At 68.2% G+C, this 14,594-nt stretch carries 16 protein-coding genes; 8 read left to right on the forward strand and 8 right to left on the reverse strand.

Annotation, left to right across the window (positions count from 1 at the left end):
- Positions 1-180 precede the first annotated feature (180 nt).
- A complete protein-coding gene (locus tag A4V12_RS31880; protein ID WP_064072973.1) occupies positions 181-747 on the forward strand; it encodes a hypothetical protein in 567 nt (188 codons plus the stop codon).
- 425 nt (positions 748-1,172) lie between these two features.
- Here A4V12_RS31880 and A4V12_RS31885 read toward each other — a convergent pair whose 3' ends face one another.
- Together A4V12_RS31885 and A4V12_RS31890 are read right to left on the reverse strand one after the other, a co-directional pair.
- The gene (locus tag A4V12_RS31885; RefSeq protein WP_064072974.1) at positions 1,173-1,412 is read right to left on the reverse strand and encodes a hypothetical protein; all 240 of its coding nucleotides are present in this window, start codon (positions 1,410-1,412) and stop codon (positions 1,173-1,175) included.
- A gap of 763 nt (positions 1,413-2,175) precedes the next feature.
- Positions 2,176-3,051 carry a sigma-70 family RNA polymerase sigma factor gene (locus tag A4V12_RS31890; RefSeq protein WP_064072975.1) on the reverse strand — a complete coding sequence of 292 codons (876 nt, stop codon included), beginning with the start codon at positions 3,049-3,051 and terminating at the stop codon, positions 2,176-2,178.
- Between the two features lie 87 nt (positions 3,052-3,138).
- Between A4V12_RS31890 and A4V12_RS31895 the strand changes: the two genes are divergently transcribed.
- Positions 3,139-3,597: a carboxymuconolactone decarboxylase family protein gene (locus tag A4V12_RS31895; protein WP_064072976.1), complete on the forward strand. Its 459-nt coding sequence runs from the start codon at positions 3,139-3,141 to the stop codon at positions 3,595-3,597.
- Between the two features lie 495 nt (positions 3,598-4,092).
- On the opposite strand, the gene A4V12_RS31900 is transcribed toward A4V12_RS31895, so the two are convergent.
- The gene (locus tag A4V12_RS31900; protein WP_064072977.1) at positions 4,093-4,356 is read right to left on the reverse strand and encodes a hypothetical protein; all 264 of its coding nucleotides are present in this window, start codon (positions 4,354-4,356) and stop codon (positions 4,093-4,095) included.
- Positions 4,357-4,670: 314 nt separating this feature from the next.
- On the opposite strand from A4V12_RS31900, the gene A4V12_RS31905 reads away from it, so the two are divergent.
- Positions 4,671-4,877, forward strand: a complete 207-nt coding sequence (locus tag A4V12_RS31905) for a DUF6207 family protein (RefSeq protein ID WP_064072978.1) — start codon at positions 4,671-4,673, stop codon at positions 4,875-4,877.
- 322 nt (positions 4,878-5,199) lie between these two features.
- Here the strand turns inward: A4V12_RS31905 and A4V12_RS31910 are convergent, their stop codons facing one another.
- A complete protein-coding gene (locus A4V12_RS31910) occupies positions 5,200-6,093 on the reverse strand; it encodes an aminoglycoside phosphotransferase family protein (protein ID WP_064072979.1) in 894 nt (297 codons plus the stop codon).
- Between the two features lie 289 nt (positions 6,094-6,382).
- Here A4V12_RS31910 and A4V12_RS31915 point away from each other — a divergent pair, with 289 nt between their 5' ends.
- Complete coding sequence (locus A4V12_RS31915) at positions 6,383-6,958, forward strand: hypothetical protein (RefSeq protein WP_064072980.1); 576 nt, start codon at positions 6,383-6,385, stop codon at positions 6,956-6,958.
- A 17-nt stretch (positions 6,959-6,975) separates the two neighbouring features.
- Here A4V12_RS31915 and A4V12_RS37845 read toward each other — a convergent pair whose 3' ends face one another.
- Positions 6,976-7,284 (reverse strand): hypothetical protein, encoded by a 309-nt coding sequence (locus A4V12_RS37845; RefSeq protein ID WP_159028983.1) that lies wholly within the window; start codon positions 7,282-7,284, stop codon positions 6,976-6,978.
- Positions 7,285-7,497: 213 nt separating this feature from the next.
- Entirely contained in the window at positions 7,498-8,406 is a 909-nt protein-coding gene (locus A4V12_RS31920; RefSeq protein ID WP_064072981.1) for a Ku protein, read from the reverse strand.
- Between the two features lie 207 nt (positions 8,407-8,613).
- Here A4V12_RS31920 and A4V12_RS37850 point away from each other — a divergent pair, with 207 nt between their 5' ends.
- Positions 8,614-10,077, forward strand: a complete 1,464-nt coding sequence (locus tag A4V12_RS37850; protein ID WP_159028984.1) for a hypothetical protein — start codon at positions 8,614-8,616, stop codon at positions 10,075-10,077.
- A gap of 736 nt (positions 10,078-10,813) precedes the next feature.
- Entirely contained in the window at positions 10,814-11,089 is a 276-nt protein-coding gene (locus tag A4V12_RS31925; protein WP_064072982.1) for a hypothetical protein, read from the forward strand.
- 35 nt (positions 11,090-11,124) lie between these two features.
- Here A4V12_RS31925 and A4V12_RS31930 read toward each other — a convergent pair whose 3' ends face one another.
- Together A4V12_RS31930 and A4V12_RS31935 are read right to left on the reverse strand one after the other, a co-directional pair.
- Positions 11,125-12,204: a response regulator gene (locus A4V12_RS31930; RefSeq protein WP_199831442.1), complete on the reverse strand. Its 1,080-nt coding sequence runs from the start codon at positions 12,202-12,204 to the stop codon at positions 11,125-11,127.
- Positions 12,197-12,454: a hypothetical protein gene (locus tag A4V12_RS31935; RefSeq protein ID WP_350498032.1), complete on the reverse strand. Its 258-nt coding sequence runs from the start codon at positions 12,452-12,454 to the stop codon at positions 12,197-12,199. Before A4V12_RS31935 ends, A4V12_RS31930 begins: the two co-directional genes overlap by 8 nt.
- A gap of 423 nt (positions 12,455-12,877) precedes the next feature.
- Between A4V12_RS31935 and A4V12_RS31940 the strand changes: the two genes are divergently transcribed.
- Both A4V12_RS31940 and A4V12_RS31945 read left to right on the forward strand, forming a co-directional pair.
- Positions 12,878-13,087, forward strand: a complete 210-nt coding sequence (locus A4V12_RS31940; protein WP_064072983.1) for a hypothetical protein — start codon at positions 12,878-12,880, stop codon at positions 13,085-13,087.
- A 77-nt stretch (positions 13,088-13,164) separates the two neighbouring features.
- Positions 13,165-13,854, forward strand: coding sequence for a restriction endonuclease (locus tag A4V12_RS31945; RefSeq protein WP_064072984.1), 690 nt, complete (start codon positions 13,165-13,167; stop codon positions 13,852-13,854).
- Positions 13,855-14,594 lie beyond the last annotated feature (740 nt).

Below are 14,594 nucleotides of genomic sequence, written 5' to 3' on the forward strand. Positions count from 1 at the left end.
TCGGCGAGCCGATCCCCGGCGACACCGCTGGCCAATGCAGTTGCCATAGGGCTGCGTGGCGGGAGACGGCCCGAAATACAGGCTGGCTCCGACCTTCGGTGGTTGCCCGGGACGTGCTGACGGCATCTCACCTGGCCTGGCGGGCCGACGAAGGGGCGAAGCGTACTACAGTCCCGACTCGTGACCGATGTTGCGCACCGCACTGCTGCGGACGACGACGCGCTTCTGAAGAGGCTGCACGCACTCGCGTGGGGCTCGGAGAGCGTGCCCGCCTCTCGTGGGTGTCTCCCGGATCAGCCGTTCCCGCCTCTCACGAACGCGGAAGTGGACCTTGCTGAACGCAGCATCGGGTATCCCCTGCCTGGATTGCTCCGCCGCATCTACACAGAGATCGGAAACGGGGGATTCGGGCCGGAAGGTGGTCTTGCGTCGCTGACGCCGCGCCGTGTTCCACATTGGCATCTGCCGGACTGGCATTGCGCGACAACCATCCACGCCGAGCGGGCGGGGTTGGCGTCGGCGTCGTGGTTCTTCTTGACGGGCGGCGGTTGCACGATGGAGTGGTACGTCTCGCTGATAGCGGTTGACCACCCGGTGCTGCTCTGGGACGCCGACGGCTGGGAACCGGACTGGGGCCAGGACCCTCATCACGGCTTGCGGTATGCGGCGCCATCGCTGCGCCAGTGGCTATGGACCTGGGCAGACGGCGGCAACGTCTGGGACGAAGCGCTGGCACAACCCGATTAGGGGCTGGCAGCCGGTGGCAGAGCTTGCGCGTTCTTCTGCGCGGGTTGTCCTGCCCGGCGGGTGCTCTTCGGCTCCGATGCGGGGTTGTGGGACAGCGGCCGGGCTGCACCGTGTCGCGTCTTGGGCGGGTCCTCAGCACCGGCCATCGGTTCGGCTTCTTGATGGCACGTGGGCAGTCCCGGCTACGGCGGGTCGGTACGAGGCGGCTGCGTGCTTCCTGTCTGGCCTCGGTGTAGGAGCGGGTGAGCTTGGTGGCGGTCGCTCCGAGCTGGGACGAGATGCTGCGGAGACACTTCAGTAGGAGACACGGTCGGTGTCCACTGCCGACCGGGCGAGCCCGCGGTGTGCGCGAACTGGCGGATCGCGTGATGGACCGCGAGGTAGGCCCACAGTTCCTGCCGAACACCCTCCGGCGAGGGGAGCCGCTATCGGCCGCTGTGGTCGATGACGTTACCGGTGGAGCAGTTGTTGGCATGGTCGCCGGCCGATTCGCCCAGGACGGGAACGACGGCGACTTCCTGAAGACAGACGGCGGCTGCGGTGAAGTTCCAGTTGTTGGCCGCCTTGACGCCGCCGCCGAAGTTGGAGTCGTTATCGGCGTGAGCAGGCACGGACACGGCGGCCGCGGCGAGCGCGACGGAGGCGATGGTGATGATCTTCTTCATGGCGGGTGCAACGAGACCGGCGCAGTCAGGACACTCGTAGGGGCGGGGTCGCGAGGCGCCGGGGGCCGCTGCGGCCCGAAACTCCGACACCGCAGCCAGCCCCCCTCCTAGAGCGAACTGGGCGCCGCCAGGCAGTACCCGCAGACCATCCCCCGAACCTGAGGTCCACGCTGCTGAGCCGGATTCGGCCAAGTCTCAGCAGCAACTGTCCCCCGGCGCGAGGAGGCTGCTGAGCCCGGCGATCGCATCGGGGGACGGCTTGAAGTAGCGGCGGACCCGGGGCTGGATTGGTCCGCAACGGGGGCGCAGGGGTGGGAACGCACCGGAGCTCGGCAAGCCGGGGCAGCTCGGACAACGGACAACCATCAGCTCTGTCCATAACTTCGGCTCATACCACCACGATGGGCCGTGCGGCAGCCGTGCGACGGCGAGGGCCAGCGCGACAGCGACGGGACGACCCACCAGTTCAGCATCCCGCCGCGAGCGCCGGCACCGCGCGGCGGGATGCTCCGGCTGCCGGGCTCCAACGCCCGCTGCCGACCGTGATCGTGTCCTCGTCCGGATCCTTTGCCGACAGGACGGTAAGCGGCGGGCGGAACCGCAGAGGTTGTTGATCGCGCGGCACCGGCGTCGGGCGCTCGCTGTACTGCAAGATGCCCTGCCGATCGGTGGTGGGCGGCCCCGCACTCTTGGCTGACTAGGTGGCTAGACCCACCGTCTCGGCGGGATCCGCATGGTCCGAGCGGCCGTCGCCGGCAGGAAGTCACATGAGGTCCGGCAGTTCCATGAGCGCGAGTTTGGCCGGGTCGGTCACGGCGGTGATCTCGGTGATGCGGCCCGCGTCGACAGTGAAGGCGAGGAGGGAGAGCGGGGTGCCGTCTTCACTCCAAGAGATGACGCCGGGGAGACCGTTGACGGTCGCCGCATGCCCCCGTGCCGCGCCGGCGGCCACTCGTGCGCGAGTGGCGACTTCGGTGGCTCCGAGCGTGACGAACGTGCCGTCCGGCGTGTGGACGGTGAACTTCACCTCAGGGTGAAGAACCTCCAGCAGTTGCTCGAAATGACCGTCGCCGGCCGCGGCCAGGAAAGCTTGGACCACCTCGCGCCGCTGCTGTCTGGTGCTCGTCGGCTGCTGGGCGTTCTGCACCTTCCGGCGGGCGCGACTGGTGAGCATCTTGGTCGCGTCGGTGGACTTGCCGAGAATCGTGCCTATCTCCCCGTGAGGCACGGCGAACACGTCGTGCAGTACAAACGCCAGCCGCTCGTCCGGACGCAGCGAGTCGAGTACCGTCAGGAGCGCGAGGCCCACGGAGTCCCCGAGCGCCACGAGGTCTTCCGGAGCAGGCGCGTCATCCAGCGTCACGGTGACTTCGGACAGCTGGTCGTCCAAGGAGACCTCCGGGCGGGTCCGGCCCGACCGGAGGATATCGAGGCTGATGCGGCCGACCACGGTGGTCAGCCAGCCGCCGAGGTTGTCGATAGTGGCGGTGTCCTGGCGGGAGAGACGCAGCCATGCCTCCTGGACCACGTCTTCCGCATCGGCGTGTGATCCGAGCACGCGGTAGGCGACGCCTCGGAGTCGGTCGCGATGGGCCTCGAAGGCGCCGACGATCGGATCTGTGGCGTGGGTGCCGGACATGTTGTTACCTCTCTCGAAGCTGCTCCGTCATAGGGGTGACGGGTACAGGCCCGGGAACGTAACCCCGATCAAGGAGAGCACGCTCACATGGAGAACCGGCTCAAGAACAAGAACACGAACAACCCCGACCTGTGGACTGCGATCGGTCACCTCCACAAGGTGATTGCCGCCGGTGGCATCGACCCGAAGCTGCTGACGCTGGTCCACCTGCGAGCGAGCCAGATCAACGGCTGCTCAGCGTGCGTCTACGCCAGTGTCACTGGAGGGAAGAAGGCTGGTGAGACTGATGAGCGCCTGCACAATGTGGTGGCGTGGCGCGAGGCGCCGTTCTACACCGATGCGGAGCGCGCGGCACTGGCGCTGGCCGAGGCCGCCACCCGGCTGCAGGACGGTGCGGAGGGCGTCACCGACGAGATCTGGGAAGGGGTCAACGCCCATTTCACCGAGGAACAGATCGGCGCGATCAACCTGGAGATCGCGCTGACCAACTTCTTCAATCGGATCAACCGCACCATCAAGGAACCGGCCGGCCAGACCTGGGGCTGAGACCAGCGTGGTTCTTACCCACTGACTGAGCAGTGGTGACTGAGCTCGTCGGGAGATCGGGGCCCCCAGCTCCTCACCCCGGGGCCGCAGCCGGCCTGCCCTCGGGGTGCGCCCCGGGCACGGCGTCCCGGGTGGCCGGGTCCAGGTCGAGGCGTCTGTTCAGTCCAGTTCGAACCGGCCGTAGGGATTCACGTGGGTCCAGAACAGCACGCCGAGCCGCCGGGGGTGGTGCTGATGTCCGCCCCGCGAGGGGCATCGCGGGGCGGACATCAGCTCACAGGGGCAGCCACCCAAGGTCCCGTCCTGTCATCCCGGACCCAGGAGGCCGCAGCACATGCCTACCCTCCCCGCGGCCGGCGGGCGAGCGTCTGGCCGAGCAGACCGCCCCTCCCGGGCGCGCACCGCCGCGCCGCCCCTGGTGAAGATGCCGCTGGCCGTCGCCACACCCCTTCCCCGGGCGGCTCGAGCCGGGGAGCCGCCGGTCCGCGCGTGACGCTAGAAGGAGGCGCGGTCGCCGATGTACTTAGTCTTGTCGCAGGCCACGCGGTTGATGCCCTTGAAGCGCACGCACATGGTGGCGTCGGTGCCCTGCTCGAAGCCGGACCAGGTGTAGCTGAGGGTCTTGCCTTTGCGGTGTGCCGTCTGCGCTTTGCCGACCGGGTCGCCGTCCTGGGTCAGCCACACCGTCCGCTTCTTCTCGGACTTCGGCGGGTTCGTCCAGATCGCCGTCACCGTGTTCCAGCCGTTGCGGCCCTCCATGCGGTGCACACCTGGGGTCCCGACCAGTGATGGGTGCAGGCGCTGGTGTCCGCGGCCGGGATCATGCACGCCAGCGCCAGCGCCGTGCTCAGGCACAGAAGTCGTCTAATGCCCCACCAACTGCCGTCCGGAGCGTCACGGGACGGAAGGTGAGAGGTGATCACCCGGCGAGTGCCCGGGCGGCCACCTGTGCCCGCCGCGGAAAGCCGCGCGAGGAGGTGGTGCGCCTGGCGGCAGGGTGGCGGGTCGCTCGTCCGGGTGGCGCGGCCGGCGGGAGGCGAACCGGCTGCCCGGGTCCGGCCGTCGGTTGGGGCATGGACATTGACGAGCAGCACATCGGCGAGCCGGGGCTGGTGGTCCTGGACGTCACCGCGACCGACGAGGAGACGGTCGCAGCGGTGATGGAGGGCCTTCAGCAACTGTGGGCGACCTCCGGCGTCACTCCGGTGTGGCGGGTTCCGGGCGAGGCGGGAGTGCGGGCCCGGGTGTACGCCGACACCCGCCGCCCACCCGGCGCCTGAGTGGCTATTCCAAATCTCCGGTTCTGAGTAGCCCTGGCGCCTAGGCTGGCCGAGTGTCCGAGGGTGCCAGGGCTGTGGTGAACGGCTGAGGCCGGGAGCGCGGCCCGATGCGGTGTTCTGTCCTGCGGTGTGTCGTGCCAGGCAGTGGAGGCGGTCGCGCTGGCTGCGGAAGCGGGTGGCGGCCGAGCTGGACGGCGACGGAGTAGCCAAGTGCCCCCCCTTGAGGGGCGACTTGGCTAGTACGGGTGGACCAGCCCGTGGAGGACAGCGAGGTCGATTCATCTCCGCGAGCAGAGCGCGCGAGCGATGCTCCGTGCCTACATCACGCTGCCAGAACACGATCGAGCGCTGCCCGGCCCGCGGGCCCCCAGGTCGGCTTACCGCCCGGAAGGCCTCGATCTCCGGCCTGGCCCATAAGGATGAGGAAGAGGCTCTTCATGGCGGCCAGCCCTCGGGCGCGCCGGATCGTCGCCTCGTCCGCATGCGCGTACACGTCGAAGAATCGAGAGGCGGCGCCCGCAGGAAGGAGCACCCATGCGGCCGCGAGGTCCCACGCCGGGTCGCCGGCGAACATGGCATCGAAATCGATCACGCCCGACAGCGTTCCGTCCGAGACGACAACATTCGCGGGGTGGAGGTCACCGTGCAGCCACACCGGCGGGCCCTCCCACTCGGGGGCCGCAACGGCATCGTCCCAGACGGCCCGGACGTCGGCGGCAATGCCGCCGGGGGCAACGCCTTGCAAGAACTTCTCGAAGCCGTCCGTGCACTTCCTGGGGTGAGCGCCGCGGTCCGACATGGTGGGCGCCTCGGCGGGTGCCTCCACATGGAGCGCCCTGAGGAAGCCCGCCAGGGTGTCGGCCGCGTGGTCGCCGCGGGTGATCGAGCTGTAGTCCAGCGGCTCGCCTTGAACCCACGTCATCACGGTCCAGTGCTTGGGGAAGCGCGCAGACGGTTCACCGATCCGCACCGGGGTCGGCACCGGGAGCGGCAGGCGTGGGGCCAAGACAGGCAGCCACCGGCGCTCCTTGAGCTGAAGCTCCGGGGTGGGAGCCATGCGCTGCATGCGCACGGCCAACTCGTCGCCGAGCCGCCACATCTGGTTGCCCCAGCCGCCCGCCACCTCGCCGATGGCCAGCCCCGCAAGGTCGGGATGCTGCTCCTGCAGCAGCTCGCGAACCAGGTCTGCGGTGATCTCGATCTCAGAATCGGTCATCGAAGCCACAGTACTGGGGCAAGCGGAGCAGCTCCTGCTCTCCAAAAGATCTAGCCCAACGACCTCCGATGAAGGAGATCACCAAAGCACCCTGGCATATTCGGAGCAGGAACAGGCACTGACCGGCCGCACGTGCTGGGGCGCCGGACGGCGCGGTGCCGCAGGGCGCACCTGGGGCCGGCGGTACTCGTTCCGGTCGTCTTGCCCGTTCATCCCCCGGCGGGGCTGCGGAGGCGGGCATTGTCGGGGGCGGGAGCCGGCGCGTGTCCGGCCCCGGGGGAGGTGTGCGGTGGGGTGGAGCGTGGAGCCGTTCGGGTCGTGCCACGAGGGCATCACCGGGGCGGTCCTGGCCGACGGCAGCGAGCCCAAGCCCGTCTACCTGGACTGCGGCAGCGGCGCCGGAACGGGCTGGTGGACCAGCGAATGGTGGGCCTACACCGGCCACGGATCCCGCCCGCGAGCGGCGGCCTGTCGGGCGGCGTGCGCGTGCGGCTGGCGCGGCCAGCCCTATCCCATCGACTGGGACACGATCGACGAGGACCAGCTGGAGGACCTCGACACCTCCCGCGCCTACGGCGACTGGAGGGCGCACATCGACACCGTCGAGCGGCAGACCGTCCCCCTGCCCGAGGAACTCGCCGAGACACTCACGCGGCTGGACGAGCAGCTGTACCGGCTCGCCGGGCAGGCGCCCCTCGCCGTCCTGAAGGCCGTGACCACGCTCGAAGGCCTGGTCCGCGACGTCGCCCACCAGGCCGCGCACGCGGTCGAGGCCGATGGCCTGTCTCCTGAGACGATCGGCACCGCCCTGAGCAGCCCGGACAAGGCCAGCTCCCGCATGACCGGCTACCTCTACCACCGCTGAACCCGCCGACGCGGCGTTCAGGCGTCGGCCGCATTGATGCGGGCGGCGGGCGCCGGATCGCGCCCCGGCGGAGGGTGGGCGACGCGCAGGTCGGGCTGCGGCCACTCGTACGACCGCACCGACGAACTCGGCATCAGCAGCTGGTACACGACCCGCCCGTTGCCGTAGGTCTGCCGGGCCTGCACAACGGCGTACCGCCAGCGGGATCCGTCCCACACGTACAGGGCCGGTCGCTGGCCCGGCAGCCAGCTGTGAACGCTCGGCTCCGGACCATCCCGCGGCCGCCACGGCCGAGACTCCACCGGCACTGGACGAAAATCGGACACATGGCCGATTCTAGGTGCCGCCGCCCGCGCCGGGGGCTGCCCGCGCCGGGGGCTGCCCGCTCCGGCCGCCCGCCGAAGCCCCTGACCGCCTCGTGCGGCCGGATTTAACATGCCCGCGCGCCGCTGGGTGCCGCCCGGGTGCTGCGGCGCGGCGGCCGCGATCCGGCCTTCCGCCGGCAGGACGGCGCCCTGTGGCGCGCCGCGCGGACCGGGTCAGCCGGCCTTGCGGCTCTTGCGGGCGGGGGTCTTCTCGGTGGTCTTCTTGGCCACGGTCTTCTTCGCGGCCGTCTTCTTCGGCCGGGGCATCTCATGGACGGTGGCGTGCTCCCCGCTCTCGCCGCGGGTGGCCCGGGCCTGCTCCACGGAGGCGTTGAGCGCGGCCATCAGATCCACGACCTCCCCGCCGGCCGCCTCGGGAGCGGCGCCGACCGGCTGCGGCGCGCGGTGCTCGGTCTTGGCGCTGATCAGCTCTTCCAGCGCGGTGCGGTACTCATCGCGGAACTGCGTCAGGTCCTCGGTCGTCATGGCGTCGATGAGCGCGACTGCTCCGTCGACCTCCGAGTCGTCGATGTCAGTGGCCGGCGGTGCGACCGCGGCCGCGTCCCGGATCTCGTCCGGCCATCGCATCGCGTGCAGGGCGATCACGTCTCCTTCCAGTACCTGAAGCAGACCCAGCCGCTCGCGGTTGTGCCAGGCGAATTTCGCGATGGCCACCCGGGCGGAGCGGCCCAGGGCTTCGCGCAGCAGCTTGTAGGGCTTGGCCGCGACCTGTCCGTCCGCCGCGAGGTAGTAGGAGTCGCCGATGCGGATGGGGTCGATCGAGGAGGCGGGGACGAACGCGACGATCTCGATCGCCTTCGCGGTCGGCAGCGGCATCGCGTCCAGCTCAGCGTCCGTGATCGGGATGACCTTGTCCTTCGCGACCTCGTAGCCACGTCCGATCTCGTCCTGGCTCAGCACGTTGTCGTCCAGGGTGCACACCTTCTGGTAGCGGATCCGGCCGCCATCCTTCTCGTGCACCTGGTGGAAGCTGATGCTGTGGGACTCGGTCGCAGGCAACACCTTGATCGGAATGGTCACGAGACCGAAGCTGATCGCACCGGACCAGACGGGACGCGGCATTACAGCACCTCCCAGGCTGCCTCCTAGGGTGGACGACCAGCCTAAAACCGGGCAGGTCACAAGGCACCCGGAGCAGTCCTCGAAGCACTTGCCGATCCCCTGAATGTATCGAGCCCATCTATGCTGCAGTCGGTCCGACGCCGACGCCGACGCCGCTCGGCGTATCAGGGTTGGCGCGCACCGCCGCAGGCGCTGGAGCCTGGCTCCATGGAGAACAAGCAAAAGGTGGTTATCCAGCCGCCTGACAGTCGCGGGCTGCGCTACGTCAGTGTCGGCGGCGCGACTGTGGGAAGCGCGTGGTCGCTGCGGGATCTGCGGAGAGTCCTTCGCCACCTCGGTTACCCGACGGACATGGATCTGCACGACCGCTCATCCATATCCTGGCGCGGGGGAGACAGCGGGACGTGGCCTGACCGCACATGGATGAGACGTACCACCGGCGCGCTTCTGATCATTGGTCTGCTCTCCTCCACGGCCCTGCTGGCCCTAATCGGCATACCCGATGCCCTCGGCGCTCTGACCTTTTCCCAACGGATGACCGGCTACCTGTTCATCCTTTCTGCAGCGGCGGAAGGGGTGGCGGCACTGGCGGTACTGGACTTCTACGGCAAGCGTCAGTTTAAGTACACCGGGGCCATCGTGCTCCTGGGGACACTTATTACCCTAGCGATCTGCTCACTGTTGCTAATTCTATGGCTACAGGAGAAAGAATTCACTCTGTATCTATTGTTGTATGCTCCGCTATGGCTCTGGTCCGTATGGTCTCTGATTCTCCTCCTAAGGGAAAGGGTTTGGAGGGGGTTGCCGCAACCGAAGAAGTTCGCCGCCGGAGTGGTGGCTACGGCGCTTCTGGCGACAATCAATCTGGCGTATTCAACGGTTTATCAACCAAACTCTGTGCCGCTTCTCTTCAGACTGTCTGCTCGCTTTGGTACTCCAGTTAGCGATCCAAATAGACAAGTCGTTCACCTGCCGCTGATCCTGTACGCAAAGAACACAGGCAAGGTTGCGGCGTATGTTGTCAACGACAACTACTACGTCTACGGATCCCGGGCGCGGTTCTCCGAAAAAGGTCAAGGTCTGCAAGATCGTAGGGATGCCATGGTATGGGGCGATGACGCCAGGCTCTACACCGGAACACCTGAAATTACAACCGTGAGCACCGGGCAATTCTATGGCCCAGGAGCCTGGCTTGAACCCGGAGAGGAATTCAGCATGGAAAAAGTGATACAGCTCCCAGCAGGCGCCGGATTTGATGAAATAGGGGCGCATCTCGGCATCGAAGTTATGAGGATGGACCGCGGCAAGGTTGATATTGATGAATTTGCAATACCCCACTATTCGTGGGAAAAACAGGAAGGGTCCCTCTACTGCCCTCCCGATAAGTGTGGAGAGTTTGTGACTCATCGCGGAAGGCTGCGCCACAATAATAACATCGTAAACGTGACGCGCCGTCCGGTCTACTTCAACACCATGCGCTGGGTGGACGCCAAAGGGGCAGATTTCTACACCTCCATGTCATCTTCTCCCAACTTTATCCCGGCGGATGAGGTTGCCGCCGAAAGGGAAGAAGATGAAAGCACTAGAGAAAAAGACAGGTATGGTGTTTATTATGTCGAGGCCTCCACGGCCATGCCGTACGCAGCTGTCCGGAAGCTCCCGGCGACGTAGCCTAGCCGTACAGCATTAAAGTCCAATATTTACGTCTTTTGCTCGGCGGTCTCCACAGCAGATCCCAAGCGCGCCAGCATCGGTGAGCGACATGCCGCCGAGCACTAACCGCCGTAGCCGCTTTCAAGGCAACGGCTTCGCCAACAGGTCATAACGGCAGCCGCGCCCCATCGGTACGAGCGGAGCGTAAACAACCCCGGCAGCATCCCGGCGATCCTGCTGCGAACAGCAGCGATGCCTTCGACCGGTGTGGTCGCCGATCATGATCGTTCTCAATGCCAGCAGCTGTACCGATGTCCCCGAGGCCGGTGCTGCATCGCTCGTACAGGTGACGCGGCGGGGCGAGGGGCCAGCCGTTGAACTGGCCACCTCAGTCCAGCGGCTGGCCGGGGGACAGACATCGACGAGCTGCACTTCGGCGTTCTAATGGTGGCTGGGCGACCGATCGGCTCGTTGACCGGTGGGTGCACGCGCGGGTCCGGAGCCACCCTCGACCACCGGGGCCGCGCCTCACCCGCCTCCCTGGCTGGAAGATGCATGCCCCCATGGGACGGGGACGGGCATGCTGACCGTGGACGCGCACGCGCATGCCCGGACGGCAAGAAGAGGGGGATGCTGTGCAGTGCCCGAGATGCGGCGGGACGGCCCAGCAGGGCCCGGACGGTTCGTGGTCGTGTGCCCAGTGCGGGCCCGTCAGCGGTGCCGCTACCGCCCCGCCGCCACTATCCTGCGAGGAATGACGTCATCCCGCCGGCGCGAGCCGGCCTCCTGGGCCCCGGAACCCCTCGACGCCCCTGCGGAGGGGCCGAAGCCGGGCGGGAACGGGAACGAGCTGGAGATCACGCATACCGACTGCCGCGCGTGCGGCGCCGCGGTGTCCGGCCTCAACGGTCGGTACGCGTGCGGTGTGTGCGGATGGGTCAACGCCTGGTCGGAGGGGCACTCCGCGCTGCCGACGGCCGCCGACGATCCCGACGCCGCCGTACAGAATCAGCCCCCCGGCCAGGGCTAGACGACGAGGTCGTCGCCCTGGTCGTCCACCTCGATCTATGTGGTGCGTCGCTCCAAGTAGATGGAGGTGAACACCGCGACTTTGGCGCGCAGGGCCCAGGGGTCGAAGGGCTTGCTGATGTAGTCGACGGCGCCGGCTGCGTATCCGCGGGCGGAGTGTTCGGAGTCCACGCCCATCGCGGTCAGGAAGATGATGGGGACGTCGCGGGTTCGGGGCCGGCGCTTAATGTGAGCGCAGGTCTCGTAGCCGTCCATCTCCGGCATCTGCACGTCCATGATGATGACCGCGAAGTCGTCGTGGTCGAGCAGCGCCTTGAGCGCTTCCCGCCCGGAGGAGACAGTGACGAGCTCCTGGTCGAGCGTGGCGAGAACTGCGGTCATCGCAAGCAGGTTGTCCGGCTGGTCGTCGACGATGAGGATCTTGGGCATGCCCTGTGGTGCGGCGGGCAGCGCCACAGGGGTGACAGCCTGCTCGACGGCGTCCAGCTGGCGTTCGAGCAGATCGCAGCGCCCCTCGGCTGCGGCACGCTGAGCCTGTGCCTCCCGCAGGGCCGTTCCTAGCCGCTCGACTTCCTGCTGGAGCTCGTTGCGCTCGGCGATGAGGCCGGAGATGTTCGGGTGTGCCGCGGCGAGTTCGTCCGCCCGCTTCTGTTCCAAGATGCGGTCGGCCTCGAGCTGGTTGAGCCGTGTCTCGAGGTCGGCGATGCGCTGTGTCCGGTCCAGCAGCGCGTCGCCCAGGACGTCACCGCGGACGGTGGACCGCCGGGAGACCCGATCTGCGTCGGCCAGCTGCTGCTCCAGGAGCTCCACCGCATGCTTGGGGGAGGACGCGGCGTCTACTGCCGATCCGTACAGCCCGCGCACGAGCTCGATGGCCTCGGTGGTCACCGCCGTTCCGCGGTGCTCGGCCACGTCCGCGAAGAGGTCGCTGATCACCTGCCAGGGAGGTAACCGGGTGCCGTTCAGGTAGCGCGAGACCGTGCCCGGGTCGAGGCGCCGCCGGGCTGCGTACCGCCGGACGGACACCTGCAGACCTTCGAACAGCTCCCGCAATGCCTGTGCGAGCGCGCGGGAAGCGTCGTTGAGGTCGTCCCCCAAGGGCCTCAGCTCAGCCATTGCTCTCTCCCTCGCCGCTGCCGGTGCCCGCAGGCGCCGGAGGCCGGATGGCGGTGTTGTCGGAGTCGATGAGGTGGTTGAAGAACGGGACCGCCAGCCCCGCGACAGCGAGCCCCGCGAGCACGCTGCGCGGCGTGCCTTCCCCCGCCAGCGCCGTTAGCCCGCCAGCCGCCGCGCCGGCCAGCGCGGCGAGCAGAAACACCAGCGTCGATCTCAGCGACAACAACGGACGGTCCACCGTGTACTCCATTCGTTTAACCCGACTCAGGGGCCAAGGACTTGTCACCCATCCAGCGGATGGTGGAAGGGGGCACCAGAATGAACGACCCTCAGGGTGTTGCAGCCCTAGATCGGGGAACAGGGGTGTCGAAGCGTTCGGCTGCAACACCCGAGCCACACTATTCGCACGACGTATTGGCTGGTCAAGAGGCTGTGGTTACTGAACGTTGCCAAGCGTTGCTGTGCAACAGTGCTGAGATCCTGCAACGTGCGGCGCTCAGCGAGGTAACCAGGCAGCCGCCGGTGTCCCGTCGTGTGCTATTCGGCCAGGTCCGATGGCTTTGTGCCATTCGTCGGCAACCCGCCTTCAACACCACCACCCTGCCGCTACACAGGAACGTTGGCGGTGGCATCCAGCCGTCCGTGGGGGAGAGTCGGTGGGGAGGCCGGGCCATTGGTGACCATCAACGTGGTGGTACTGCTCGTAGTCGTCGTCGTCTGGCGGCTGCGGCGGCGTACGGAGGCCCGCAGTCGCTTCGATGAGAAGCTGACCGTCGTCATCGTCCTGGCGCTGGGCGTCCTGATCGCCCCCACTCCGGCCGGTGAGGGCATCGCGAACTTCCTGGGGCAGTTGGCGAGCGGCGTCACCCAGGCCAGCCGATGAGCCCCCGCACACGCACGGGCCGGACAGCGCCCGCCAGCGCGCACAGCGGAGCACGGGCCCAGGGAGCCGGGGGAGTGATGGCGGCACGTCGACGGCGTCGGCGCTTGAAGAAGCAGACCCGCAAGAAGTTGCAGGTCTGGGGTGCGGTGGCGGCGGTGATCGCCGTGGTGTGGGTTGCCGGGAACTGGTCGATGGTGTGGCCCGTCCTGGTCGCCGTATTCGCCGCGGCCGTGCTGGGCGCGGCCGGCTGGGCGCTGCTGCGGGCGCACCGCCAGGCGGTCGGCCGGGACCGGGCGTGGCGGGCGCAGGAGGAGGCCCGGGCCCGCGAGTTGTCCATGGCGCAGGTCGACGCGCTGACGTGGCAGGAGTTCGAGACCTACATCGCGGAGCTGTGCTGGCGGGACGGCTGCAGAGACGTCGTTGTCAGCGGTAAGAGCGGCGATCTGGGCGCGGACGTGGTCGGCTACCTGGCCGACGGTCGCAAGCTGGTCATCCAGTGCAAGAAGTACGCACCGCACCGGAGCGTGTCCTCGCAGGACATGCAGAAGTTCGTCGGCACCGCCCGTCTCGAGCACGGCGCAGACGTCGCCCTGTTCGTCACCACCGGCCACGCGTTCACGAGGGCCGCACTCGGCCTGGCGCTGCGCCAGGATGTCGTGGCCGTGCACCGCGACCTGCTGGGCTCCTGGGTCAAGGGCGCTCACCTGGAGAGCCTGATCCCGTTGAACGGCAGCGGCGGCGGCACCAGGCGGCGCCCCTCTGCCTGACCGCCGAAGGGAATGACGGACGGCAGGGCCCGGCGGAAGAATCCGCGGGGCCCTGCCTCTTGTCGTACACCCTCCGGGCCGCGAGAGTCCTCATCGTCGGGGTCGGGAGGGAGACCAGTGGCCGACCTGTTGGCCGTGCCACCTTGCGGAGGTGGCCCGCTGCAACGGGGCCTCCTGCGTTCTGCGGTGCCTGTCCGGACCGTAGGGTCTGCGCCTCTCTTGTTCGCGTGCGCTCGCGGACCCGAGTGCCCAACCAGGTGTGCTTTCCCCGGCCCGCCAGCGCACGTACGCCACGCCTCCGCTCCCTGGTGCAGCCCGGAGCGCGGGTAGGTCAGCACCAGGGGGCGGTGGGTGCCGCAGGCCAGCTGGATGGCTCCAGGAGTCGACATCGACTTCCCCCTCCGGCGCGGCGACGTGCCCGTCGACGAAGCCGCCCCCCGGCGGTGGTGCAGCAGTTCCAGCCGTAGTCGAAGGCGCATCGCTCGCAGGCGAGGGTGCCGCGCAGGTACTCCCTGGCGCAGGGTGAAGGTGACCGCGGAGTCACCGGCGTCCCGTCGGTGGCGAGGGCCGGCTCGAACGTGCCGTCCGGTCGCTGACGCAGCAGCGCGTCGAAGTCGTGCGCAGGCCAGCGAGGCCGCGGCTGTGCGCGTGGCGAAGGCCGCCGGGGCCATTCCGGGTGAGCCTCCGATGAGAGGCTGACTGAGCGAGGGTGACTGCGGCTAGGTTCTGTCTCTTTGGTC

This window comes from Streptomyces noursei (assembly GCF_001646665.1).
Lineage (GTDB): Bacteria > Actinomycetota > Actinomycetes > Streptomycetales > Streptomycetaceae > Streptomyces > Streptomyces lavendulocolor.

Coding starts and splice junctions, on each gene's coding strand:
- A4V12_RS31885 (WP_064072974.1), bottom strand. CDS start 1,412: ATGAAGAAGATCATCACCATCGCCTCCGTCGCGCTCGCCGCGGCCGCC.
- A4V12_RS31890 (WP_064072975.1), bottom strand. CDS start 3,051: ATGTCCGGCACCCACGCCACAGATCCGATCGTCGGCGCCTTCGAGGCC.
- A4V12_RS31895 (WP_064072976.1), top strand. CDS start 3,139: ATGGAGAACCGGCTCAAGAACAAGAACACGAACAACCCCGACCTGTGG.
- A4V12_RS31900 (WP_064072977.1), bottom strand. CDS start 4,356: ATGGAGGGCCGCAACGGCTGGAACACGGTGACGGCGATCTGGACGAAC.
- A4V12_RS31905 (WP_064072978.1), top strand. CDS start 4,671: ATGGACATTGACGAGCAGCACATCGGCGAGCCGGGGCTGGTGGTCCTG.
- A4V12_RS31910 (WP_064072979.1), bottom strand. CDS start 6,093: ATGACCGATTCTGAGATCGAGATCACCGCAGACCTGGTTCGCGAGCTG.
- A4V12_RS31920 (WP_064072981.1), bottom strand. CDS start 8,406: ATGCCGCGTCCCGTCTGGTCCGGTGCGATCAGCTTCGGTCTCGTGACC.
- A4V12_RS37850 (WP_159028984.1), top strand. CDS start 8,614: ATGGAGAACAAGCAAAAGGTGGTTATCCAGCCGCCTGACAGTCGCGGG.
- A4V12_RS31925 (WP_064072982.1), top strand. CDS start 10,814: ATGACGTCATCCCGCCGGCGCGAGCCGGCCTCCTGGGCCCCGGAACCC.
- A4V12_RS31930 (WP_199831442.1), bottom strand. CDS start 12,204: ATGGCTGAGCTGAGGCCCTTGGGGGACGACCTCAACGACGCTTCCCGC.
- A4V12_RS31935 (WP_350498032.1), bottom strand. CDS start 12,454: ATGGAGTACACGGTGGACCGTCCGTTGTTGTCGCTGAGATCGACGCTG.
- A4V12_RS31945 (WP_064072984.1), top strand. CDS start 13,165: ATGGCGGCACGTCGACGGCGTCGGCGCTTGAAGAAGCAGACCCGCAAG.